The 22,589-nt window shown below is 43.5% G+C and carries 21 protein-coding genes, 2 pseudogenes and 1 riboswitch; of the genes and pseudogenes, 9 read left to right on the top strand and 14 right to left on the bottom strand.

The features are described from left to right. Positions 1–20: 20 nt before the first annotated feature. The 4 genes and pseudogenes from DWV73_RS04580 to DWV73_RS12655 form a co-directional block, all read right to left on the bottom strand. A pseudogene (locus DWV73_RS04580) lies at positions 21–284 on the bottom strand (hypothetical protein); the annotation flags it as partial. 186 nt (positions 285–470) lie between these two features. Continuing rightward, positions 471–1,007: a TIGR00730 family Rossman fold protein gene (locus tag DWV73_RS04575; protein WP_107001131.1), complete on the bottom strand. Its 537-nt coding sequence runs from the start codon at positions 1,005–1,007 to the stop codon at positions 471–473. A 33-nt stretch (positions 1,008–1,040) separates the two neighbouring features. Continuing rightward, positions 1,041–1,271, bottom strand: a complete 231-nt coding sequence (locus tag DWV73_RS04570; RefSeq protein WP_117795967.1) for a type II toxin-antitoxin system RelB/DinJ family antitoxin — start codon at positions 1,269–1,271, stop codon at positions 1,041–1,043. Between the two features lie 85 nt (positions 1,272–1,356). After that, positions 1,357–1,524 carry a hypothetical protein gene (locus tag DWV73_RS12655; protein WP_207661047.1) on the bottom strand — a complete coding sequence of 56 codons (168 nt, stop codon included), beginning with the start codon at positions 1,522–1,524 and terminating at the stop codon, positions 1,357–1,359. A 55-nt stretch (positions 1,525–1,579) separates the two neighbouring features. On the opposite strand from DWV73_RS12655, the pseudogene rhuM reads away from it, so the two are divergent. Further along, positions 1,580–1,786, top strand: a pseudogene (gene rhuM, locus DWV73_RS04565) (RhuM family protein); the annotation flags it as partial. Positions 1,787–1,830: 44 nt separating this feature from the next. On the opposite strand, the gene DWV73_RS04560 reads toward rhuM, so the two are convergent. Then, the gene (locus tag DWV73_RS04560; protein ID WP_117795966.1) at positions 1,831–2,802 is read right to left on the bottom strand and encodes an alpha/beta hydrolase; all 972 of its coding nucleotides are present in this window, start codon (positions 2,800–2,802) and stop codon (positions 1,831–1,833) included. Between the two features lie 15 nt (positions 2,803–2,817). Then, entirely contained in the window at positions 2,818–3,528 is a 711-nt protein-coding gene (locus DWV73_RS04555; RefSeq protein WP_117795965.1) for a flavodoxin, read from the bottom strand. Between the two features lie 146 nt (positions 3,529–3,674). Here DWV73_RS04555 and DWV73_RS04550 point away from each other — a divergent pair, with 146 nt between their 5' ends. Further along, positions 3,675–4,088 (top strand): MerR family transcriptional regulator, encoded by a 414-nt coding sequence (locus tag DWV73_RS04550; protein WP_333549840.1) that lies wholly within the window; start codon positions 3,675–3,677, stop codon positions 4,086–4,088. 373 nt (positions 4,089–4,461) lie between these two features. Here the strand turns inward: DWV73_RS04550 and DWV73_RS04545 are convergent, their stop codons facing one another. Both DWV73_RS04545 and DWV73_RS12855 read right to left on the bottom strand, forming a co-directional pair. Beyond that, on the bottom strand, positions 4,462–6,009 hold the full coding sequence (locus DWV73_RS04545; protein WP_207661046.1) for an ATP-binding protein: 1,548 nt from the start codon (positions 6,007–6,009) through the stop codon (positions 4,462–4,464). A 77-nt stretch (positions 6,010–6,086) separates the two neighbouring features. Next, the gene (locus tag DWV73_RS12855; RefSeq protein ID WP_207661044.1) at positions 6,087–6,395 is read right to left on the bottom strand and encodes a hypothetical protein; all 309 of its coding nucleotides are present in this window, start codon (positions 6,393–6,395) and stop codon (positions 6,087–6,089) included. Between the two features lie 585 nt (positions 6,396–6,980). On the opposite strand from DWV73_RS12855, the gene DWV73_RS04540 reads away from it, so the two are divergent. From DWV73_RS04540 to DWV73_RS04520, 5 genes are all read left to right on the top strand, one after another. After that, entirely contained in the window at positions 6,981–7,313 is a 333-nt protein-coding gene (locus DWV73_RS04540) for a helix-turn-helix transcriptional regulator (RefSeq protein ID WP_181986209.1), read from the top strand. Between the two features lie 134 nt (positions 7,314–7,447). Next, positions 7,448–7,523, top strand: a riboswitch (cyclic di-GMP riboswitch). 100 nt (positions 7,524–7,623) lie between these two features. Then, positions 7,624–9,468 carry an ABC transporter substrate-binding protein gene (locus DWV73_RS04535; protein WP_117795962.1) on the top strand — a complete coding sequence of 615 codons (1,845 nt, stop codon included), beginning with the start codon at positions 7,624–7,626 and terminating at the stop codon, positions 9,466–9,468. Positions 9,469–9,470: 2 nt separating this feature from the next. Continuing rightward, positions 9,471–11,765, top strand: coding sequence for an ATP-binding protein (locus tag DWV73_RS04530; RefSeq protein ID WP_242995741.1), 2,295 nt, complete (start codon positions 9,471–9,473; stop codon positions 11,763–11,765). A gap of 62 nt (positions 11,766–11,827) precedes the next feature. After that, the gene (locus tag DWV73_RS04525) at positions 11,828–14,656 is read left to right on the top strand and encodes a transporter substrate-binding domain-containing protein (protein WP_117795960.1); all 2,829 of its coding nucleotides are present in this window, start codon (positions 11,828–11,830) and stop codon (positions 14,654–14,656) included. Positions 14,657–14,707: 51 nt separating this feature from the next. Beyond that, positions 14,708–15,061, top strand: coding sequence for an Hpt domain-containing protein (locus DWV73_RS04520; RefSeq protein WP_107001123.1), 354 nt, complete (start codon positions 14,708–14,710; stop codon positions 15,059–15,061). A gap of 50 nt (positions 15,062–15,111) precedes the next feature. Here the strand turns inward: DWV73_RS04520 and DWV73_RS04515 are convergent, their stop codons facing one another. From DWV73_RS04515 to DWV73_RS04485, 6 genes are all read right to left on the bottom strand, one after another. After that, positions 15,112–15,402, bottom strand: coding sequence for an ABC transporter ATP-binding protein (locus DWV73_RS04515; RefSeq protein ID WP_117795959.1), 291 nt, complete (start codon positions 15,400–15,402; stop codon positions 15,112–15,114). Positions 15,403–15,578: 176 nt separating this feature from the next. Then, positions 15,579–15,953, bottom strand: a complete 375-nt coding sequence (locus DWV73_RS04510; protein WP_117795958.1) for a desulfoferrodoxin family protein — start codon at positions 15,951–15,953, stop codon at positions 15,579–15,581. 21 nt (positions 15,954–15,974) lie between these two features. Then, the gene (rbr, locus tag DWV73_RS04505; protein ID WP_107001120.1) at positions 15,975–16,517 is read right to left on the bottom strand and encodes a rubrerythrin; all 543 of its coding nucleotides are present in this window, start codon (positions 16,515–16,517) and stop codon (positions 15,975–15,977) included. Positions 16,518–16,589: 72 nt separating this feature from the next. After that, entirely contained in the window at positions 16,590–16,829 is a 240-nt protein-coding gene (locus DWV73_RS04500) for a helix-turn-helix domain-containing protein (protein WP_242995740.1), read from the bottom strand. 86 nt (positions 16,830–16,915) lie between these two features. Next, positions 16,916–17,695: a DUF134 domain-containing protein gene (locus DWV73_RS04495; RefSeq protein ID WP_117795957.1), complete on the bottom strand. Its 780-nt coding sequence runs from the start codon at positions 17,693–17,695 to the stop codon at positions 16,916–16,918. A gap of 251 nt (positions 17,696–17,946) precedes the next feature. After that, a complete protein-coding gene (locus DWV73_RS04485; RefSeq protein WP_107001117.1) occupies positions 17,947–18,846 on the bottom strand; it encodes an AraC family transcriptional regulator in 900 nt (299 codons plus the stop codon). Between the two features lie 117 nt (positions 18,847–18,963). Between DWV73_RS04485 and DWV73_RS04480 the strand changes: the two genes are divergently transcribed. Continuing rightward, a complete protein-coding gene (locus tag DWV73_RS04480; RefSeq protein ID WP_117795956.1) occupies positions 18,964–20,142 on the top strand; it encodes an MFS transporter in 1,179 nt (392 codons plus the stop codon). 248 nt (positions 20,143–20,390) lie between these two features. After that, positions 20,391–22,343: an oleate hydratase gene (locus tag DWV73_RS04475; protein WP_117796131.1), complete on the top strand. Its 1,953-nt coding sequence runs from the start codon at positions 20,391–20,393 to the stop codon at positions 22,341–22,343. The last annotated feature ends 246 nt before the right edge of the window (positions 22,344–22,589 follow it).

Raw genomic sequence — 22,589 nt, 5'->3', positions numbered from 1 at the left:
CTGTCTCATTGATGGTTCTTCGCAAGTGCCTGATTTGCCTGCTCTGCAGCAGTCTTGAGAGTAGCGAGCTTTTCCTTCGTTTCACTGACAGCGCTGGAGAGGAGCTTCTGCTTCTGTGTAAGCAGCTTGATGTTGCCTGGATCCGGTTTTAAGAGCTTTTCGACATCCTTGAGCTGACTCTGCGTATTCTTGATTTCTGCATTGACACCCTTTAAGGCTGTCTGTAGTTTGGTGGTATCGCCGCCGATCTCGACCGTGATACCCTTGATTCTGCTTGTCGCCATAGCGCACCTCCTCTCTGCAAAATGGGCATAAAAATTGCCCGGCATTGCTGCCGAGCATAAAGAAAGCACCGATCAGATTTCTCCGACCGATGCTAATAAACTGCTATTCTACTGAGATTTACAAACTGGAATTGATCGTGCTCTGTCTTTCGCTAATGCAACTCCATTTTACTGTGCAAACATAAGTTATGCCCGTCTCAAGATTCGCTTTATATCATCCAGATTTTCAACAAAAAAGATTCCCTCCTGTCGCTCGTTAGAAGATAATCCTTTTTCAATCATATGATTTAGAAGTGCTTTCAAATCATCGTAGTAACCGTTCAGGTTGTAGAGAATGCAGGGTGCCTCCAGATGTTTCAAAGACACCTTCGACATTACCTCTGCAATTTCCTCCAATGTTCCCGTGCCGCCCGGGAAGGCAATAAAGGCTTCTCCTAACTCAATCATTTTGTTTTTTCTCTCAGACATATCCTTAGTCACAATCAGTTTTGTCAGTCCATCATGTTGAAACTCATTTTCAATAAAAAAATTCGGCTCAACACCCGTAACATCACCGCCTGCCTTCAATACACTGTCTGCCAATGCTCCCATTAAACCACCTTTAGAACCACCGTAAACAAGTGCATTTCCACTGTTTCCAATCCATGCCCCCAATTCCTCAACTGCTTTTCGTAAGCATGGGTCATTTCCTTCATTTGCCCCAAGATAAACTGTTATATTCATTAAAAATTTCCTCCTACAACTTCCGATTTGTACTTATTTCTTAAACAGCTCCTTCATCATTTTTCTGCCTTCCTCAATGGCAGCGGCTGTGGTATCATTCGGTACTTCCAGTTTTAATTCAAAAGGAATACCATGCTCACGGATAGCGGTTCTCAGGAATATATTTACAGCAGTTGTCATATTCAGACCAAGCTCATTGAAGATTTCCTCCGCCTGATCCTTGATTGCCTTGTCTGTACGAATATTTAAATTAGTTGTTGCCATACAGAACACCTCCATTCAAGTATAGTATATGCAGAAATTCGGGTGATGTCAACACAATGTCATTATACAAGCTGTGAATTTTCTGTTAAAATGCATCGAAGTCCTTCTGCGTAGCAATCTGCGAATAGGCTTTGTACTCATCATTGCTGCTTTCCGCGTACATGTCGTTCACCATTCCGATTGTGAGTAAGTCAAGATCCCGGATGGAGATGCCGAGCTGTACGCAGCGAAGCAGAAACAATGGTGTGGTCATCGGGCGGTCAGTTGCGTGAAGTTTTTTTAGACTCCATATCCGTCTGGACATTCAGGTCACACTCGATACCAAACACTATAACCTTCAAATGATCATTGCCGTAGGCTTCAAGGTCAATTCCGAGCGTGCCGTACAGTTTTGTAAATGGGTAAACCAGATCGCCAAGGACTACACCATAAAAGGCTGGGTGATGGATGATGAACGGCTGAAACGAGGAACGTATCTGACAGAGAAGTATTTCGACGAGCAGTTAGAGCGTATTCCGTGTTCCTTTTCTCCTTATCCTATACAATGATTTTGCTGTTCTTATTTAAGATGCATATTAAAAAAGCTGTTCAGCTTTTCAAAAGGAATGATATCTAAATTGTCATAAAGATCAACATGGCTCGCTCCCGGAATGATAAGCAGCTCTTTATTATCTCCGGTCATTTTTTCATAAGCTCCCTCACTGAAGTAACGGGAATGCGCTTTTTCTCCATGTACCAGTAGAACCGCAGACCGAATTTCAGCGGCATACTGCAAAATTGGCATATTCATAAAGGACAGCGGAGAGGTCACATTCCATCCGTTGTTGGAATTAAGAGAACGAGGATGATAACCACGCTCGGTTTTATAGTAAGCATAATAATCTTTTACAAACTGTGGGGCATTGTCCGGCAAAGGATCGATGACACCGCCTGCAAGGGCATAACTGCCATTTTTATAATCCTCAGTACGCTGGCTATTCATTGCCAGTTTTTTGACGAAACGAGCCTCGGGTGTGTTTTCATTGTCAAAATAACCGTTGGCAGTCACACGAGTCATGTCGTACATGGTCATAGTCGCAGTCGCCTTGATGCGGGTGTCGATGGCAGCAGCGTTGATTGCCATACCGCCCCAGCCGCAGATACCGATGATACCAATTCTGTCTGTGTCAACATTCTCCTGTACGGACAAAAAATCCACAGCCGCACAGAAATCTTCCGTATTGATGTCCGGAGAAGCCACATAACGAGGACTACCACCGCTTTCGCCTGTAAAGGACGGATCGAAAGCAATCGTTAGAAAACCAAGCTCTGCCATTTTCAGCGCATACAGACCGGAGGATTGCTCCTTGACCGCACCGAACGGACCGCTGACGGCAATAGCGGGAAGCTTGCCCACCACACTCTTTGGCGTGAACATATCCGCCGCCAGTGTGATGCCGTAGCGGTTATGGAAAGTCACTTTTTTGTGATCCACCTTGTCGTTTTTCGGGAACACCTTGTCCCATTCTTGTGTTAAGCTTAATTTTTCCATGATGGTAATATCTCCTTAGTTCTCGTCTAAAATTTCAATTTTATCAAGCCAGTCTGTAACTGCTGTTAATGCTTCATCCTGCGAATTTTGTGCCACAGAACCTCTTATTTCTAATCCATCCAAAACATCTGCACCTGTGCAGATTTCAGCAATGCTGCTGTCGGTGGAAGATAGGCCGCTTCCTTCGTGGGTACAGAACGGAATGATTGTCTTTCCCGAAAAATCATAACTCTCAAGGAATGTGTAGACTGCCATCGGCATGTCGCTCCACCAAATCGGGTAACCGAGAAAGACAACATCATAATCTTCCATGTTTTCCACGGTAGCTGACAGTTCAGGACGGGCATCTTCTTCCTGCTCCTGCTTTTCGGTTTCTGTACAAGCTTCGTATTCATCGGGATATGGCACAACGGTGCTGATTTCGAATAGGTCAGCATCGACCTGTTCTGCAATCATATCTGCTATTATGTGAGTGTTTCCTTTTTCAATATGCCCGACACCATAATTTTCACCAGTGCGGGAAAAGTATGCTACTAGAACTTTCATAGTTTCTGTATCTCCATTCTCATCTTGTTGTGTGCTGCTACTTTCTTCTTCTGCGGCATTACTTTCTTCTGAAACGGTATACCCGGTAGTTTCTGTTGTTTCGGCATTCTGACTGCTATTGCAGGCAGATAACGCAAAACACATGAAAAGTATGAGTAACAACGATATAACTTTTTTCATAATCCATGTTAGCCATTGCAATCTTTCTGTATAACTGATATACTAATGATAAAACCTAAACCTAACTTTAGGTCAATGGGCTTGTAAAATAAATTTGTTAACTTTTTGTGGAGGCATACATGTATACGATTGGACAGGTTTCGGAAATGTTTGGACTTCCGATTTCAACTTTGCGCTATTATGACAAGCAGGGGCTTTTTCCGGGAATGGAAAGAATTTCCGGCATCCGTAAATTCAGTGAGAAAGAGATTGAAACATTACGTGTAATTGAGTGCCTGAAACGCTCCGGTCTGGAAATCAAGGATATTAAACAGTTTATGGACTGGTGTGTGGAGGGAGCAGCTACTTATCCTCAACGAAAAGAACTGTTTGAGAAGCAAAAGAAAACAGTGGAAGCTGAAATTGAACATTTAAATCGTGTGTTGGATATGATTAAATTTAAGTGCTGGTATTATGAACAAGCCATGCAGGATGGCAACGAAGATCGGGTACATAGTATGATATCGGATAAGTTGCCGGAGGATATTCAAAAGATGTACGATCACGCACATAAAGAATAAAGAAATGCTGCATATTTGCCCTTTAGAGACAAATATACGGCATTATTAGTATTCAAATGGAATGAAGTTTTAGTTTGTGGATATAGAAAATGCCCTCCCGGCCATCATGGTCGAGAGGGTTTCGTGCATTTACGGGATTACTCTCCAATATCAATTTTCAGTCCGGACTTAAGCTCCACAGTGAAGTGGTCCTCCCAGACAATGATCCGCTCAAGCCAGCGCTTTACCAGGGCTTCGTCGAAAGCTTCCAGGTGTGCGGGCTGCTGCTTTATGAAATAGCGCACCACCTCTCTGCAAAATGGGTATAGAAAAAGCACCGTCCAAATAAACCTTGAACGATGCTCTGATAGTTAGCGGATTGTTGCTCAATCTTCTATCTCTTTATATTTTGTTTTATTGCAGTGGTCACTGCATCTATATTGAATGGCTTTGAAATGTGTCCGTTCATTCCAGAATCCAAGGATGCCTGTACATCTTCCTTGAAAGCATTTGCAGATTGTGCGATGATTGGAATTTTCGCAGCATCTGGGCGCTCCTTGCTCATTGCACGAATTGCCCTTGCCGCCTGATGCCCATTCATTTTAGGCATCAGGACATCCATTAGAATCACATCATATGTGTCTGCTGGATTGTTGGCAAAACAAGCAACTGCGTCCTGTCCGTCTACTGCACGAGTTACATGCATACCTGCTTCTTCGAGCAGCGTGATTGCCAATTCCGCATTCAGCTCATTATCTTCTGCGAGAAGAACCTTTACTCCATTAAGGCTGACATCCTGTATCAGATTCAGCTCAGGTATCTGTTTTGGGTCTGCAAGTTCCATAGGAATTTCTACTGTAAAAGACGAACCACACCCTTTCTTGCTGTGAACCGTAATTGTACCGCCCATCAGTTCTACATATTGCTTGGAAATTGCCATTCCAAGCCCCGTTCCGGCATAATGTGTTCGTGCGCCGTTATCCTCCTGTGAAAAGGGTTCAAACAGCCTTTTCTGAAATTCTTCACTCATACCAATGCCATTGTCTTTTACCGCATAACTGCTTACAATATGCCGTTCGTCTATGCCCGGTTTGATACTAATTTCAAAAGTAATCGTTCCGCCATCTTTTGTAAACTTGACCGAATTGCTCAGAAGATTCGTCAATATCTCACGAATTTTTGTTGCATCCGTCAGAACATAAAGTTCTTTGGGGATGTTGCGATGTATCTCAAATGTTAAATCCCGATTCAGTAGGAGTCCATCCACGATAGCAATCACATTATCTATTAGGACAGGCAAATTCTCCGGCTCAGGTGAGAAGCTTACCTTTCCGTTCTCGATACGGCTAAGATCCAGTACATTATTCAATAACAACAGCAGATGCTCTGAACTTATTTTTACCTTTTGCAGACTATCGTGAATTTCAGATACATTTGTCTGGTTCAGTGCAATGTCCGTAAATCCGATAATAGCATTCATAGGTGATCGAATATCATGTGACATGTTAAGTAAGAAGGATGATTTTGCTCTGTTTGCGGTCTCTGCTTTTTCCGCAGCCTCGCGCAACAAAAGCGTCTGTTCAATTTCATTTTCTCTTTTTCTTTTGTAGCCGATAAAGCAGACAGCACAAAGCAAAAACAGCACACATCCTGCCATAGCTCCAACATAAACGGATGCTCTTCTTGTTCGCTTTACCAGCCCATTCACAGACTGCATATCCATTTCAATGCATAAAGCACCAACTATTTCATCCGAATCACCCGTTAAATCGCCCGTTATAGGATAACAGGCTGTGAAAATAGGACCCCATGTCGTATCAACAATGTTCTGCGAATACACCGTTTCTCCTGAAAGAGCCTTGTTAATATACGGAATCATTTCATCCTCAATATAGTCTCCCGGATGTCTGACATCTCCTGCGTTGGGATCCAGACCGTCCACCACATAGATCAGCCTGTTTTCTTCATTTCGGGTGGCGGTGTATAAATATCTGGTTGAATTCAGCGTTCGAATTTCATTTAGAAACGAGGAAACCTTGTGATACATTTCTGTATTTTCATCAGATTGATGGCGGAGCGTGGCAAATTCTTCTCTTCCGATTTTTTATTTGCAAATTTATGGATTGCATCTGCATTTTCCATATCACGTTTGAGTTCCGTTTCAAGGGCGATATCTGTATACGATTTTTGCAGAATATATGTATATGCTGATGCCAACAATGTGATTGAAAGCGTCAAAATTGCAAATAAACCTATGGAAAACTTAGTAAATCGCTGCTTTAACTCCTGAATGTCTTTGACTGACTTCTTGTCTGCTTGTGTTTTCATTCAATTTGACTCCACTTTTTATTTCATAGAAATATGTGGAAGGGGCTGATGTAAATACCGCATCTGCAGAGCGTGCATTTTTCCATCAGCTGATTCGCTTTTCAGATTTATCCTTTAATTGTTTCCTTATCCGTTCGGATGTTCAGATTTGTTGCTGACATACGCACAACTTCCACATGGTTTACAGTATACTTACATACTCATGTTACGTCAATATAGTGTCATTATATGAGCTGTGAACTTTCTGTTAAAAGGCATCCATGTCAGATTGTGTAGCCATCTGCGAATAGCCTTTATATTCATCAGAAGGGTGATCCCTCTGGGATGGGGATTTATCCGTGGATATGCGGCTTTGCGGTATGAGAAGGTTTATTTTTTTGTTTGGGGTTTCAAACTTTTATGTGACAAACATAACTGTCTGTGTTATTATAAAAATGATATAAGCGAAAATGACTTTTGCGGAAACGAAAGTATCTTTATATTTTTTTATCCGTATACTTCCCATGATGGGGATAAATACTTGCAAAGTTGATTACTAATATTTTTTCATTATTACAGGTACAATAAGAACATGTAATAGCGGAAATGAGGTATAGTTACTTGCAGGTAGAGAAGTATATTGCGGATAAAATAACATCTTTATGTGAAAAGCGTGATATCAGTAAATACAGATTATCGCAGCTGTCGGGAATTTCCCAGTCGTCACTGGGAAGGATCATGGCGCAGGAAAACCTGCCGTCGCTGATCACACTTGAAAAAATATGTGCAGCTTTGGGCGTGACATTATCGCAGTTTTTTCAGGAAGGTAATTCAGAGAATCTGACAGAAAAACAGAAAGAAGTTCTAGGGATATGGAACGATCTGAATGCAAATGAGCAGGAAACAGTAATGTCAATGCTTCGTGGACTTCGGAAGTAGAAGAACAGTTCGAGTATATATATCGACTGTTCTTTTTTTGTTTTCAGGCGTTAAAACGGTAATGTTTTTCTTGTGTACAGTAGAGCGCTATAGTATAATAAAACCAGTTTTTTGCATAAGTTTAAAAGCTATAATAAGGAAATCGGCAAACCAGATGAAAGTCTGGGACGCAAAACTACAGGGCCTGTAAAATGGCAGCCAGTTGCATAAAATGAGGTGCACTGTCTGTCTGACAGTGCTTTTTTGTGGTGTTATTTCATAGACGTAACAATAATGACTTTATATAGGAAAGAATGAGGAAAATGAAAGTATGAAAAAGGCAAAACGTTGTCTGATAGCGGTGGTGTCAGGTGTACTTGTAGCAGCTGCTGTCTTGTCTGGATGTGGACAGTCAAAGAAAGAAGTATCTAAAAATGATGATCATCTTACCGTTTATCTGTGGGAAAATCGTTTGATGAAAAATATTGCACCCTATATCCATGAACAGTTTCCTGATCAGGATATCGAATTTATTATTGGTAACAATGATACCGATTTATACAGTTATTTTAAAGAACATGATGAATTACCGGATATCATAACAGTACGTCGATTTTCTGGAACAGATGCACAGGACTTACAGCCTTATCTTATGGATTTTGCTTCTTATGATGTTGTTTCTAAGTATTATTCCTATGCGGTGCAATATTATAAGAATGAGGAGGATGAAATCCAGTGGCTGCCAATCTGTGGTATTCCGCAGACGATCATTGCCAACAAAACACTGTTTGATCAGTATGGCATAAAGATTCCAGAAAATTATGAGGAATATGTACAGGCCTGTCAGCAGTTTTATGATAATGGCATAAAACCGTATTCCATGGATCTTGGTGAAGACTGGTCTAATAATGAAATCATCCAGGCAGCGGCAATCGGTGAGTTTACAAGCCTGGATGGTATTGAATGGCGAAACGGTGCAGAGACTGCAGCGGATGAAGTAAAGTTTGATGATACATTATGGAAACGTATTTTTTCAGAAACCAGTCAGTTTCTTAAGGACTCGCATTTTGGCAAAGAAGATATCAATATTGACATCAATACAGGAACCCAGATGTTTGTCGAGGGAAAATCAGCAATGTTTCATGGACATCCGACGGTTATGCAGCAGCTGCAGAAACAGATGGATGCGGAGCTGATCCGTATTCCTTACTTTTCACAGACATCGGATGAATCCTATGTGTATATGACTCCGTCATTAAACATTGCATTTAACAAAAACCTGGAAAAAGACCGGGAGAAACTGGATACTGCACTGGATGTGCTGGATTGTATGATTTCAGAAGAGGGGCAAAAGCTGATTGCGGATGGAAGCGGTGTTATTTCATTGAATACAAATGTTCCAACCATGATGCAGGATGTACCTGGACTGGAAGAGGAAATTAAAAATAATGCTGTTTATATCCGATATTCCGCTCAAAAATCATTTGATGCAAGTCTTGAGGCTGTTCACGGATTACTGTCAGGGGAAATGGATGAAACACAGGCTTATGATACTTTGCGCAGTGTAATGAATCGTAAAGTTCCGGAAGAAAAAGCAACGGTGAATTTTGAAAATGAATATTCCATTTCACTGAACGATAGAAATGGCCGTGATTCAGCATCTTCCATTTTAACTACGATCAGAGAAGAAAATGATGCACAGCTGGCTCTGGCACCATATTATTATTTCACTTCTTCTATGTATAAAGGAGAATGCACCAATAGCCGGGTTGGCATGATGACAGCAAAGAGTTCAGATACAGCATTATATTTTACAAAAATTAGTGGTAAACAGGTTTGTGAACTCGTGGAAAATTATTTCGCCGATGCGGATGAGAATTTTTATGTAACCAATAAATACGAATTACCAATTGCATCCGGTATGAAAATGATCGTCAATCAAGCGGAAAGTGGATTTTCATTAAAGGACTTGACAGTTAATGATAAGAAAATAGACAAAGAAAAGGAATACTCTATTCTTCTTACAGACACCACAATGTCTGTTTTGAAAAAAATAAATCCGAAATGTGAGATTGAGCAGCTTAAAGATACAACATTATCAAGTGCATGGATCGAAGCAATGTCAAAAGGACAGCAGCCGTCAGCACCGGAAGATTATATAGAGGTTGAACAGTAAAAGTGGAGATAGAACAAACGGTAAATAAAAGAAAAAAAATAACAAGGCTGTTGCTTATACTACTTATTATTCTTTTAAGCGTAGTTTGTATAAAGTATCTTATAAGTAAGTCTAGCAAGTATATCAGTGAAAATGGAAAAAGCAGTATGGGAGCTGTTGTTGAGCAGATGCAGCAGACCTATGATCTTCAAGTGAGTGGGTACTACAGCCAGCTGCAGTTGGTTGAGGAATTTTTACTTCATGAGAGGGAGCTGTCTCTTGAAACGGATGTGAACAAAAGTTTCTTTGAAGCATGGGAAAAAGAATTGAAAAGTACACTTATATTCCTTCAGGAAAATGGTCAGGCAATATCAGCAGGTGGAACAAAAATGCGGATTGATATGCCAAGTAAACTTCTGCTGGATTTAAAGAACGGATACAATATTGGAAAACTGGTGCGTCTTGATTATGCTCAGAAGAAAAAAGACGGTTATCTGGTTGCGATTCCATGTCAGGAATATACCATCAATGGGGAAACTTATACGGCAATTGGAGCTGTGTTTGATCATTCGAAACTGGATTCCATGTTAAAACTGAAAGGTTATGACGGGAAAGCATATTTGTTCATGCTGGATAATGACGGAAATATTACATATACGAACCAGAGTGGTGATAAATACCTGCGTAATTATTCTCTGTTAAAACATTTAAAAGGAGAACAGGCTATTACAGAAGAAGAGGCTGATTTGTTCAAAAAGAAGTTTGATAACAGAGAATCCGGAGTTGCACTTTTGGGAAAACAGAACCCCTATTATCTGGGGTATTGCCCGATAGAAAGCAACAACACCATTTTGGTATGTATTGTGGAAAGGGGAGTTGTTGACAATGTGCTGAGGGATTACCAGAAAACGGTGTTGTTTACAACAATACTCATGGCAGGTTATATATTTTTACTTTTTGCCGGATTATTCTACAGTATTTCCAGACTTAGTCTTGCAGATCAAAAAGCAGAATATGAAAAAAGAAATAATGAACTTCATTTACAAACAATGAAGGAAATGGAAGTAGTCAATCAAAAACTGAAAAAGGCAAAGAACGTTGCAACAGAGGCTTTGCAGACAGCTGAAAATGCAAATAAGGCGAAAACGGATTTCCTGTCTAATATGTCACATGATATTCGTACACCTATGAATGCAATCATTGGTATCACATCTTTGATCAGACATGATGCAGGTAATAAAGCAAAAGTTATAGAGTATGCAGAAAAAATAGACATTTCATCACAGCACCTGTTAGGAATTATCAATGATGTTCTGGATATGAGCAAGATTGAGGCAGGAAAAACAGTCTTCAAGTATTCTGACTTTTCTATTCTGGATCTTGTACAGGAACTTGACACTATATTTCATACTCAAATATATGAAAAGCAGCAGACCCTTACAATCATAAAAGAAAATATTCAGCATGGGTGGGTGAATGGGGATCAGGTTCACCTGATGCAGATTTTCAGCAACCTGCTTTCCAATGCAGTGAAGTATACCCAGGAAGGTGGGGAAATTCAGTTCTTTGTAGAAGAATGTGAGACAAAGTCATCTGTCTATGCAAAGTACCGTTTCTTAGTTAGCGATAATGGTATGGGAATGTCAGCAGATTTCAAGGATACAATTTTTGATGCGTTTACCCGTGCGGAAAGTTCCCTTACAAATAAAATACAGGGAACCGGACTTGGAATGGCGATTACTAAGAATCTGGTTGAGGCAATGGGAGGTACCATTGATGTGGAGAGTGAATTGGGACAGGGAAGCTGTTTTGAGGTTCTCTTGGATCTGAAAATTGCAGAGGATAGAACGGTTGCTCTGGCGGCACAAGAAGAAACAGATGAGCAGGATGGAAATATTCTGCAGGGAATGAAATTCCTGTGTGCAGAGGATAATGAGTTGAACGCGGAGATCCTGATAGAACTGTTAAAGATTGAAGGTGCGGAATGTACCATTTGTGAAAATGGCGAAGAGATTTTGGAAGCATTTAAACAGTCTGCTCCAGGTGATTATGACATGATTCTGATGGATGTGCAGATGCCTGTTATGAATGGTTATGATGCAACGAAGGCAATCCGCAGAAGCTCCCATGAAGCGGCAAAGAAGATTCCAATCATTGCAATGTCTGCCAATGCATTCTCGGAGGACATTCAGAATTCTCTGGCAGCCGGTATGAATGCACATATTTCAAAACCGGTTGAGATGAAGGTGCTGGAAAAGACGATCAGAAGCATAAAATCTGGTGGGGGGGGTACCGAACCGCAGGTCACTGAACAGTGACAAATGGATTTGATGCGGCAGTGCAATTTTATTAAACCAGGAGGTTGACAAGGAGATTTAATATGATTTCGAGAGCAAAGAAATATGTGGCAGTGTTACTGGCTTTTGTATGCGTGTCTATGATATTTTCTCCCCAGACTGCATATGCAGCCGAGGACAGTTCGCAGCATGAAACTGTCAAAGTCGGTTTCTTTGCCATGGATGGTTATCATGTGATGGATGAAGAAGGCAACCGCAGTGGGTATGGCTATGATTTTCTTCGGCTGATGGCCCGTTATTGGGATGTAGATTACGAATATGTCGGATATGATAAGAGCTGGGATGATATGCAGCAGATGCTTGAAGATGGCGAGATCGACATGGTAACATCTGCCCGCAAAACACCGGACAGAGAAGAAAAGTTTGATTTTTCACGTCCCATCGGAACCAATTATGGGATGCTGACCGTCCTCAGTGACAACAGCACGATTGTGGACGGCAATTACAGCACTTACAACGGTATGCGTGTGGCGCTTTTGAACGGAAACACCCGAAATGAAGAGTTTGCGGATTTTGCAGACAACAAAGGATTTACATATGTTCCATCTTATTTTGATACGACCGCAGAAATGAGGGAAGCCCTTCAGAGCGAAAAAGTTGATGCGATTGTTACCAGTTCTCTGAGAAAAACAAACAATGAGCGAATCGTGGATAAATTTGGCAGCAGCGATTTCTATGTCATTGTTAAAAAAGGTAATACAGAATTGCTGAATGAGATCAATTATGCAATCGACCAGATGAATGCAGTTGAGGGTGACTGGAAAACGACACTTTATAATAAAAATTATGAAAGCATCGAAACTAAGAATCTGGAATATACGGAGAAAGAAAAAAGTATTATTTCACAGTATTCCAAGGACAACCCGCTTCATGTTCTGTGTGATCCGACCCGTTATCCATATTCTTATAATGAAAATGGTGAGATGAAGGGTATTATCCCGGATTACTTCCGGAAAATTGCAGACTATGCCGGGATTTCCTATGAGTTTCTTACACCTGTCACCAGAGATGAGTATATTGCTTATCAGAAAAATACGGAAACCACAGATATGAGCATCGATGCACGCCTGGAAACAGATAACTATGCTGAAACGAAAAAATGGGGGATTACTGCACCTTTCATTACGATGCAGCTGGCAAGGGTGACACGGCGTGACTTTGATGGAAAAATTAATGTTGTTGCTACTGTTGACCAGACAGCATCAAAGTCAATTGAAGATGCAATGGCACCCGGTGCAGAAAAGCTGATGTGCAGTACCCGACAGGAAATGATGGAAGCTGTCCGTAAGGGTAAAGCAGATGCTGCCTTCGTCTACTATTACATGGCACAGGCGTTTGTGAACAGTGACACTACGGGCACCATGACATATACTCTGCTGGAGCAGCCTACATTCACCTACCGCATGGTAATTTCATCAACTGAGAACCATGCGCTGGCTGGTATTCTGACGAAAGCAATGTATGCCATGCCACAATATCTTATTGAAGATCTTGCAGCACAGTATACTACACACAAAGCAACAGAGCTGACATTTGTTGACTGGATCCGTCTGCATCCTGCTGTTACTGTTTGGGTTCTTCTTATTTTTGGATGGCTGCTGACTGCTATGGCTGTGATAATGGTGCGTCTCAGTGCAAGAAAAAAAGCGCAGAAGGCGGCCCAGGAGAAAGCTGAGGAAATGGCGGAATTGGCAGAGCATGCACAGGCTGCAACCAAGGCAAAAACAGCATTTCTGTCACATATGTCCCATGATATGAGGACACCGATGAATGCAATCATAGGATTTACTGGTATTGCAATGAAAAACAATCCGTCAGACGAGGTGAAAAATTGTCTGGAAAAGATTGACGAAAGCTCAGAGCATTTACTGTCGCTGCTCAATGATGTATTAGATCTGACCCGCATCGAAAGTGGAAAAGTGAAATACAATCCGGTACCGGCGGATGTGAAAAGCATTACAGATTCTGCATTGGATATTACAAAAGGCTTTCTTACGAACAGGGATATCAACTTTAAGATTCAGCGTGAAGAAGCAAAGATTCCAAATGTACTTGCGGATCCTGCACGCCTGCGTGATGTGCTGGTCAATATTCTGAGCAATGCCGTAAAATACACTCCGGATGGAGGGACGATTACATTTGAAGCCCGGTGTCTGGAAAAGGGCGGGGATGGATATATAAATATGCGTTACCGCATTTCGGATACTGGTATTGGCATGAGTGAGGAATTTACAAAAGAAGTTTTTGAGGAATTTGCACAGGAAGATTCCGATGTGAGAACGCAGTACCATGGAGTTGGACTGGGGATGGCTATCGTAAAGAAGTATGTAGATATGATGGGTGGAACCATTTCCGTGCAGAGTAAAAAGCATGAGGGAACCACATTTACTGTGGATATTCCTTTGGAAATTACAGATAAGGAATGTAATAAGTCAGACACAGGTATTTCTGAAAAGGTGAATCTTACAGGTGTGAATGTCCTTCTTGCAGAGGATAATGAACTGAATGCAGAGATTGCTGCCGTGCAGTTGGAAGAGTTCGGGATGAATGTAGAAAGAGTTGTGGATGGAAAGAATGCTGTTGAGATTTTCAGAAATCATACGGAAGGCACATTTGATGTAATCCTGATGGATATCATGATGCCTGAAATGAATGGTTATGAAGCAGCAAAAGCAATCAGGGCAATGAATGACAGACCGGATGGAAAAAACATTCCTATTATAGCAATGACAGCTAATTCATTTGCAGAAGATGTTCAGGCATCACTGGATGCAGGAATGAACGCACATTTGTCAAAGCCGATTGTGATTGATGAAGTTATAAAAACGATTTTAAGGTATGTATATAATTGATTCGCAGAGGTTCATGAATTAGTGGAATATAATTGACAGGAGGACTAAAATATGACAATGCAAGAGTGTTACGAAGCTATAGGAGGAAACTATGAAGCTGTCTTGGGACGCCTTCACAGCGAAGCACTGATTCGGAGATTTGCATTAAAGTTCCTTGAAGATCAGAGTTATATACAGTTAAAACAGGCATTGGAAAATAAAAATTATGAAGATGCTTTCCGCGGTGCACACACACTGAAAGGGGTGTGTCAGAATCTTTCCTTTGACCGTCTGTATGAGGTTAGTCATGAGTTGACAGAACTTTTGAGAGATAGGACCGGAGAGCAGCCGGGGATACCGGAAGCAATGGAAAAAGTAACGGAAGTATATGAGATGACAATTGAAGAAATAAAGAAGGGGCTGTAGTATTAAGTGATGCGACATGACTTTCTGCCTTGAATCAAGTGCTTGGAACATCATAAAAATGAGTGGATAAAGGAAACAAAATGTCGATTCACCAATAATTGGCCAAAGCGAACGTGGGAAAACTCCACCGCTCCCAGCGCATGGCCGATTCGCTTCGGTGCTTCCGGCTCTGCTTCCATCTCCGGCTCATCCAGCAGCTCATATACCCGCTCCATGGAGGCCAGCGCCGATTGCAGAGGGTTTGTCATATAGGAAAGCTCTGTGATCGGTTCGCTGGACATGTTCATGTACTGGAAAAAGGCCTGGAACGTGCCGGGGGTCAGGCTGCCTTTTATAAGCATCCCACCGCCGAGGATCGCAATCCATGTGTCTGCCCTCCACGGCAATGTTGATCTTGTCGGCGGTGATGGTAGGGATCAGCAAAGCGCCTGCCGCATTCGCTAGCGTGACAAGTAGGATGAATACACACTTGCCGCGATAGGGGTTGAGAAATGGCAACAGATTTTTGAAAGATGAATCACGCTTTCCACAGACTATGGAGGTTGCAATAAGCGTAGACCGCTTCGACTTCATCGCCCTCGCAGAGAGCGAAGCAGACCTCCGGATTTTCGCCGGGATGCAGTTCCTTGCGCTGATTGCCTTGCTTGGTCTGGAGAGATACCCATTCGATGTAGTGCTCCGGCAGCATAGGATGCTCCAAGGAGCCGACCTTGACATGGACGATGCCGTTTTCTACCGTCCAGACGGGAACATGCTTCTCCACGGCGGCGTCGGTGGTGCCGGGAACGATCTCGCTCATCGGCTCGCCGCAGCAGATGACGGGAACGCCCGTGTCCTTGACCTTGGCAATGATGTTACCGCAATGCTTGCAAATGTAAAACTTCTGCTCCATGATGATTCTCCTTTTCTTTCTTTAATAATTTTCCGCGTGGATCTCAAAATAGCTCTGGGGATGATTGCAGGCAGGGCAGACTTCCGGCGCTTTCTCACCGATCACAATGTGGCCGCAGTTGCGGCACTCCCATACCTTGACCTCACTCTTTGCAAAGACCTCCGCCATCTCCACATTGTGCAGCAGGGCACGGTAGCGCTCCTCATGGTGCTTTTCAATAGCGGCAACCAGACGGAAGCGCTGCGCCAGTTCATGAAAGCCTTCTTCATCGGCGGTTTTGGCAAAGCCGTCGTACATATCCGTCCACTCGTAGTTCTCGCCCTCAGCGGCAGAGAGAAGATTTTCAGAGGTATCGCCAATGCCGTTCAGTTCTTTGAACCACAGCTTAGCATGTTCCTTTTCGTTGTCAGCGGTTTTAAGGAACAACGCCGCGATCTGCTCATAGCCTTCCTTCTTGGCCTTGGATGCAAAATAGGTGTACTTGTTGCGTGCCTCGGACTCACCGGCAAAGGCAGCCATCAGATTTTTTTCGGTTTGAGTACCTGCGTATTTCGTTTCTTTCATGATCGATTCTCCTTTCGGTTTTCTGCTTTCATTATATTAGAATTATGATTTCACTCTGTGACAAAGTCACATCTATTTCAAACGATTTAGTCTGTTCTTATCCCGCAACGTGATCGCGCCTCGTCTTAGTTCAACGAGCCCGTCCTCCGAGAAGCTTTTGAGCATCCGCGCCACCGCCTCCCGCGCCGAGCTGATGTGCTGGGCGATCTGCTCATGGGTCATGCGTATCGTGTCGGAGTCAGTACGCTCTGCTTCGGCAAGGAGAAACTCTGCCAGCCGCCGATCCAATCCCTTGAACATGATCTGCTGCATCGCCCACATCACATCAGAAAAGCGTTTCCATTTCGTGTTCGGTCAAGGATGACCAGAACGGAAGCTGTGTCAGTGTTCGTTCCATATCAATGGCAGCTATGCTTGCCGCAGCCGTGGTTCCCGCAGGTGTGACCTTTTTCGCCGTGCTCATGGTCATGGTGATCACAATGAACATTGGGGTCATAGCCCAGATTTCCGCTGAGCAATGCGCTCACCGCTGCGTCAGCGTCCCCGCTGACACCGCCGTAAAGCTTGATCCCCGCTTCGGCGAGTGCTGCCTGAGCACCGCCGCCGATGCCTCCGCAAATCAAAGCGTCCACGCCGTTCTGCATCAGAAAGCCTGCCAGTGCGCCGTGACCGCTGCCGTTGGTATCAACAATTTCCACATGAGTGATTTTGCCGTCCACAGCTTCATAAAGCTTGAACTGTTCGGTGTGGCCGAAATGCTGAAAAATTTGACCTTTTTCATAGGTAACTGCAATTTTCATAATGAAATCTCCTTTGCTTTTTTTGTTGGATTTTTCTGTATTGGCTCTCTGCATCCGGCAGCAACGGCCGCAGTGGGCTGCCTCCTGTCCTCCGCAGATGCGGTAGTTTCCTCCGGTGATGTGCAGCGGTTTCCCGTGGACAAGGCACGCTGCAATCTTGCGCCGTGCGCTTTCGTAAATTTCCTGCACAGTAGAGCGGGAAATATCCATTTGTACGGCACATTGCTCGTGGGTTTTCTGCTCCAAGTCAACCAGCCGAATGACCTCGTATTCGTCCAGCGTCAGCAGGATCGGCTCGGTATCCTCACACCCGTTGGGGCAGAAGGTATCAACTTGTGGTGCGCCACAAATCCGGCGGCACCGTGGCGGTCTTGGCATGGACGATTTCCTCCTTTTGTTTTCGGTATATACCGATTATAACATCTCACGCAGAAAAATCAATACAGATTTTTTAAAAGCCGCTGTAATGCTTATCAGAATCTCAAATATAAGTATGGAAATCGACGGAATATACAACTTTAGGAAATACGGATATTCAAATCTCCAAGTTGTGTGTCGGATGCATGAGTTTCGGCAAGGCATTGACCAGAATCCCGCGGATGGCAGCCGGAAATGCAGCGCCGTCCCAATCAGCGGCTTTTCTGTTTCCGGTATTCCGTTGGGGTTAATTGGTAGCGTTTTTTGAATAATCTGCAAAAATAGTCAACGTTATGAAATCCTGTCTCAGAAGAAATGAGACTGACTTTTTTCTCGGTTTTTGAAAGCAACTGACCGGCCTGTTTTAAACGGTAGTTAATGAGATAGTTAACCGGCGTTATATGTAAATATTTCCGAAACAGATTCAAAGCGGTACTTTTACTGACCATTGCCTGTTCTGCAATGTCATCCAATGAGATACTCCGTGAGTAATTTAGATGGATAAATTGCAGCATGAGCTGTAACCGGGCTTGAGAAGCGGTTGAATGATCCTTGTGTTCTTCCTGGTATGAAATGTCTGTGTTTTCAAATATTTCCAGCCAGAGATTCTGAAGGAGAGAACTGGTAAGGAGTTCTTTGGATAAAACGGAATCCTGTGCAGAAATAATTTGCCGCATGATAGATAAAACCTTTGCTTGCCAGCATACTTTTTTATGAAATACGAGAAATGGCAATGAGGAAGAAATGATCGGCAGAATATATTTCTGATAAATCAGGCTGTCGCAAGGGGCAATAAAAGAAGGCATAAATACAAAATTGGGAATGAGGGCTTTTGAGGGAGAATAAAGGCGATGGAGTACCTTTGTATTAATGAATATGCCATTTCCTTCGGTTAAATGAAATTGGTCTTCTCCAATCCACAAAGTAACGGTTCCGGATTCAATATAAATAAACTCCAATTCAGTATGCCAGTGCCATTCGATACAGTTGAAATCAAAAACGGACAGATCTTCATAATAAAACTGGAAAGGATAGAGAGTGCTTCCGTGCTGAGCTGTCTCCATCAAATCTTCACCTGTAATGATTTTGGTATAGGTTGTATTTATATTCATAGAAACCCCACTCTTTGAAACATACTTTACGATATTATACAATAAATTTCGGAAATAAATCAATGAAAATAAAGATGTTATGTTATATAATTCAATAAAAAACGAGGAGTGATGACCATGCCAAATTACCGGAAAACAAAAATAGCCTGTTATATGGGATTTATTACACAGGCAATTGCAGCTAATTTTGCCCCATTGTTATTTTTGAAATTTCATAATGATTATCAGATTGCACTTGGAAAAATCGCATTGATTTCTACCTGCTTTTTCCTTACACAGTTGTTGGTAGACCTGTTTTGTGCAAAGTTTGTGGACAAAATAGGGTATCGCATCTGTATTGTTACTTCTGAGGTATGTTCCGCAGCAGGATTGGTTGGTCTGGCTTTTTTGCCAGAGCTTTTGCCGGAACCGCTTGTTGGAATTATCCTGAGTGTGATTGTATATGCAGTCGGAAGTGGTCTGATTGAAGTGCTTTGCAGCCCGATCGTGGAGGCGTGTCCATTTGATAACAAAGAGGCAACGATGAGTCTGCTTCACTCTTTTTATTGTTGGGGAGCAGTGGGAACGATTGTGATCTCTACACTGTTTTTTGTGGTGTTTGGCATGGACAGCTGGAAATGGCTGGCTGTCTTATGGGCGCTTGTTCCGGCCATAAATATCTATAATTTTGCAACCTGTCCGATCGAGCATTTGGTAGATGAGGGGGAAGGAATGGGAATAAAAGAACTGTTTCGAAAACCTCTTTTCTGGCTTTCCATATGTTTGATGATTTGCTCCGGTGCATCAGAACTGGCTATGGCACAATGGGCATCTGCTTATGCGGAAGCTGCTCTGGGGCTGTCAAAGACAGTTGGTGACCTGGCCGGTCCCTGCATGTTTGCTGTTACAATGGGGATCAGTCGTATAATTTTCGGAAAATATGGTGATAAAATGGATCTGATGAAATTTATGATCGGATCTGGAATTTTATGTGTGATATGCTACCTGCTTGCTTCTGTATCGTTGAATCCGATATCAGGTTTGATTGGATGTATTATCTGTGGCTTTTCTGTTGGGATTATGTGGCCCGGCACAATCAGTATTTCATCAGAAAGATTTCCGGCAGGTGGAACGGCTATGTTTGCTTTGCTTGCTATGGCGGGGGACCTGGGTGGAAGCATAGGTCCGGGGATTGTTGGACGTGTTACACAAAGTGCAGGAGACAATATTCGTGCAGGTATGGGAGTTGGGCTATTGTTCCCGGTTATTTTATTAATCGTGCTTTTTATTTTTGCAAGGCAAAAAAATAATAAATGAAAGCTTTTTTACAATCAATTCAAAGCCAAGAAGTATAAAGCCAAAGCTCATGAAAAGTCAGTACAAAAGGTAGTAAGAAAATGGAATGACCAAAGGCAAACAGGAAGTGCCAGAAGATGATGCCCTTGACTTTTCTCCAAAAAAGTTTTACTATCAAACTACTATTAGATAGTATTAAAAACTAGATATCGGGGTAATGTAAAAAAGAAGTGGTTTGAAAGTTGAAGAAAGGCAGGGGCGATCAGGACATGAATAAGAAAGCATGGAAAGCGGGTGCGGTATCGGCACTGGCAGTTGGAGCGGGGCTGGCGGCAGCGGCGTCGAAGCGGAAAAAGGCAGGAAAAGTGGTTAAGTCGGCTTCGGATTACCGGAATACGGAACGCGGCAGCCAGGAGAAAAACAGCAAGGGAATTTATTATTCGAAGGGAAATTATGAGGCGTTTGCGCGCCCGGAGAAACCGGCGGGAATCGAGGGCAAATCGGCTTATATCGTCGGAAGTGGATTGGCTTCTCTGGCGGCGGCGTGTTTTCTTGTGAGAGACGCACAGATGCCGGGAGAAAATATCCATATTCTGGAGGCGATGGAGGTAGCAGGTGGTGCATGTGACGGTATTCAGGATCCGACCCGTGGATATGTGATGCGTGGCGGCCGCGAGATGGAGGATCATTTTGAGTGCCTGTGGGATCTGTTCCGCAGCATCCCGTCCCTGGAGGTGCCGGGGGCATCGGTTCTCGATGAATATTACTGGCTGAATAAACATGATCCGAACTACTCGCTCTGCCGTGCGACGGTCAACCGAGGCGAGGATGCACACACGGACGGCAAATTCCGCTTGAGCCAGAAAGGCAGCATGGAGATCATGAAGCTGTTCTTCACGAAGGATGAGGATCTGTATGACAAATCCATTGAGGATGTGTTTGATAATGAGGTGTTTGATTCGGATTTCTGGCTGTACTGGAGAACAATGTTTGCGTTTGAAAATTGGCACAGTGCATTAGAGATGAAACGCTATTTTCAGCGTTTTATCCACCACATTGGCGGACTTCCGGATTTCTCGGCACTTAAATTTACGCGTTACAACCAGTATGAGTCGCTGATTCTGCCGATGCAGAAATATCTGGAGACGGCAGGCGTCCAGATCCAGTTTGGCACCGAGGTTACGAATGTGCGGTTTGACATCCAGGGTGAGAAAAAGGTTGCGAAGGCGATCGAGTACGTGAAGGGCGGCGAGAAGAAGGAAATCGCGTTGACTGAAGATGATTTTGTCTTTATTACGAACGGAAGCTGTACTGAGGGAACGATCTACGGCGACCAGAATCAGGCACCGGTAGAAGGTGCGGAAGTGCGTACCAGCGGCTGCTGGAGTCTGTGGCGTCAGATTGCTGCGCAGGATCCGGCATTTGGACATCCGGAGAAATTCTGCTCGGATATCCAGAAGACGAACTGGGAGTCTGCGACGGTCACGACTTCGGATGAGACAATCATTTCCCAGATCCGCAAGATTTGCCGCAGGGATCCGAGAAGTGGACGCGTCGTAACAGGCGGTATCGTGAGCTGCCGTGATTCAAGCTGGCTGCTCAGCTGGACGATCAACCGTCAGGGACAGTTCAAAGCGCAGGATAAGGATGAGATCTGCGTCTGGGTATACAGTTTATTTACGGATGTACCGGGCGATTATGTGAAGAAGCCGATGCGCGCCTGCACGGGCAAGGAGATCACAGAAGAATGGCTGTACCATCTCGGAATCCCGGAGGATCAGATCGAGGAACTGGCTGAGAACCATGCGAACTGTACGCCGACGATGATGCCGTATATTACAGCATTCTTTATGCCGCGGCGTGCCGGAGACCGCCCGGACGTTATCCCGGATGGATGTGTCAATGCGGCATTTCTGGGGCAGTTTGCGGAGACCCCGCGTGATACTATTTTCACGACCGAGTATTCCGTCCGCACCGCGATGGAGGCGGTGTACGGCTTGTGCGGCGTAGACCGCGGCGTACCGGAGGTATGGGGAAGTGTCTACGATATCCGCGAGCTTCTGGACAGCACGGTCAAGCTGATGGACGGCAGATCGCCGCTGGAAATGAAGCTGCCGATGCCGCTTGAAGCACTCAAAAAGCCGATTCTCCGGAAGATTGACAAGACGGTGATTGGAAAGCTGCTGCGCGATCATGGCGTGCTGAAAGACTGGATGGTGTAAGAGACTGAGGAACGCAGGTGTTACTGGACACGTATGCATGAACAGTAACACGCAGGTAAATATGGCTGCGTTAGATAAAGGAAGACAGGCTGTCACAAACAGAAGGTCCCGGACGGAAAACGTTCGTTTGGCATTCGTGTGGCAGCCTTTTTTTGTGTAACAGGAAATTGTCGTGAGGCACATTCTTTTTCACTTGCCCGTTTTTCTCTGACATGATACAATAAAGATTGGCGTAAATGTAGAAAA

The sequence above is a fragment of the Clostridium sp. AF12-41 genome (assembly GCF_003461685.1).
GTDB classification, from domain to species: domain Bacteria; phylum Bacillota; class Clostridia; order Lachnospirales; family Lachnospiraceae; genus Otoolea; species Otoolea fessa.
This window is presented reverse-complemented; position numbering and strand designations above follow the sequence as displayed.

Bases quoted from the DNA above. Each gene is read 5' to 3' on its own strand.
- DWV73_RS04575 (WP_107001131.1), bottom strand. From the start codon at position 1,007: ATGAATATAACAGTTTATCTTGGGGCAAATGAAGGAAATGACCCATGC.
- DWV73_RS04570 (WP_117795967.1), bottom strand. From the start codon at position 1,271: ATGGCAACAACTAATTTAAATATTCGTACAGACAAGGCAATCAAGGAT.
- DWV73_RS12655 (WP_207661047.1), bottom strand. From the start codon at position 1,524: ATGACCACACCATTGTTTCTGCTTCGCTGCGTACAGCTCGGCATCTCC.
- DWV73_RS04560 (WP_117795966.1), bottom strand. From the start codon at position 2,802: ATGGAAAAATTAAGCTTAACACAAGAATGGGACAAGGTGTTCCCGAAA.
- DWV73_RS04555 (WP_117795965.1), bottom strand. From the start codon at position 3,528: ATGAAAAAAGTTATATCGTTGTTACTCATACTTTTCATGTGTTTTGCG.
- DWV73_RS04550 (WP_333549840.1), top strand. From the start codon at position 3,675: ATGTTTGGACTTCCGATTTCAACTTTGCGCTATTATGACAAGCAGGGG.
- DWV73_RS12855 (WP_207661044.1), bottom strand. From the start codon at position 6,395: ATGAAAACACAAGCAGACAAGAAGTCAGTCAAAGACATTCAGGAGTTA.
- DWV73_RS04540 (WP_181986209.1), top strand. From the start codon at position 6,981: ATGAGGTATAGTTACTTGCAGGTAGAGAAGTATATTGCGGATAAAATA.
- DWV73_RS04535 (WP_117795962.1), top strand. From the start codon at position 7,624: ATGAAAAAGGCAAAACGTTGTCTGATAGCGGTGGTGTCAGGTGTACTT.
- DWV73_RS04525 (WP_117795960.1), top strand. From the start codon at position 11,828: ATGATTTCGAGAGCAAAGAAATATGTGGCAGTGTTACTGGCTTTTGTA.
- DWV73_RS04520 (WP_107001123.1), top strand. From the start codon at position 14,708: ATGACAATGCAAGAGTGTTACGAAGCTATAGGAGGAAACTATGAAGCT.
- DWV73_RS04515 (WP_117795959.1), bottom strand. From the start codon at position 15,402: ATGCTTATAAAAGGCAGCCTGACCCCCGGCACGTTCCAGGCCTTTTTC.
- DWV73_RS04510 (WP_117795958.1), bottom strand. From the start codon at position 15,953: ATGGAGCAGAAGTTTTACATTTGCAAGCATTGCGGTAACATCATTGCC.
- rbr (WP_107001120.1), bottom strand. From the start codon at position 16,517: ATGAAAGAAACGAAATACGCAGGTACTCAAACCGAAAAAAATCTGATG.
- DWV73_RS04500 (WP_242995740.1), bottom strand. From the start codon at position 16,829: ATGCAGCAGATCATGTTCAAGGGATTGGATCGGCGGCTGGCAGAGTTT.
- DWV73_RS04495 (WP_117795957.1), bottom strand. From the start codon at position 17,695: ATGCCAAGACCGCCACGGTGCCGCCGGATTTGTGGCGCACCACAAGTT.
- DWV73_RS04485 (WP_107001117.1), bottom strand. From the start codon at position 18,846: ATGAATATAAATACAACCTATACCAAAATCATTACAGGTGAAGATTTG.
- DWV73_RS04480 (WP_117795956.1), top strand. From the start codon at position 18,964: ATGCCAAATTACCGGAAAACAAAAATAGCCTGTTATATGGGATTTATT.
- DWV73_RS04475 (WP_117796131.1), top strand. From the start codon at position 20,391: ATGAATAAGAAAGCATGGAAAGCGGGTGCGGTATCGGCACTGGCAGTT.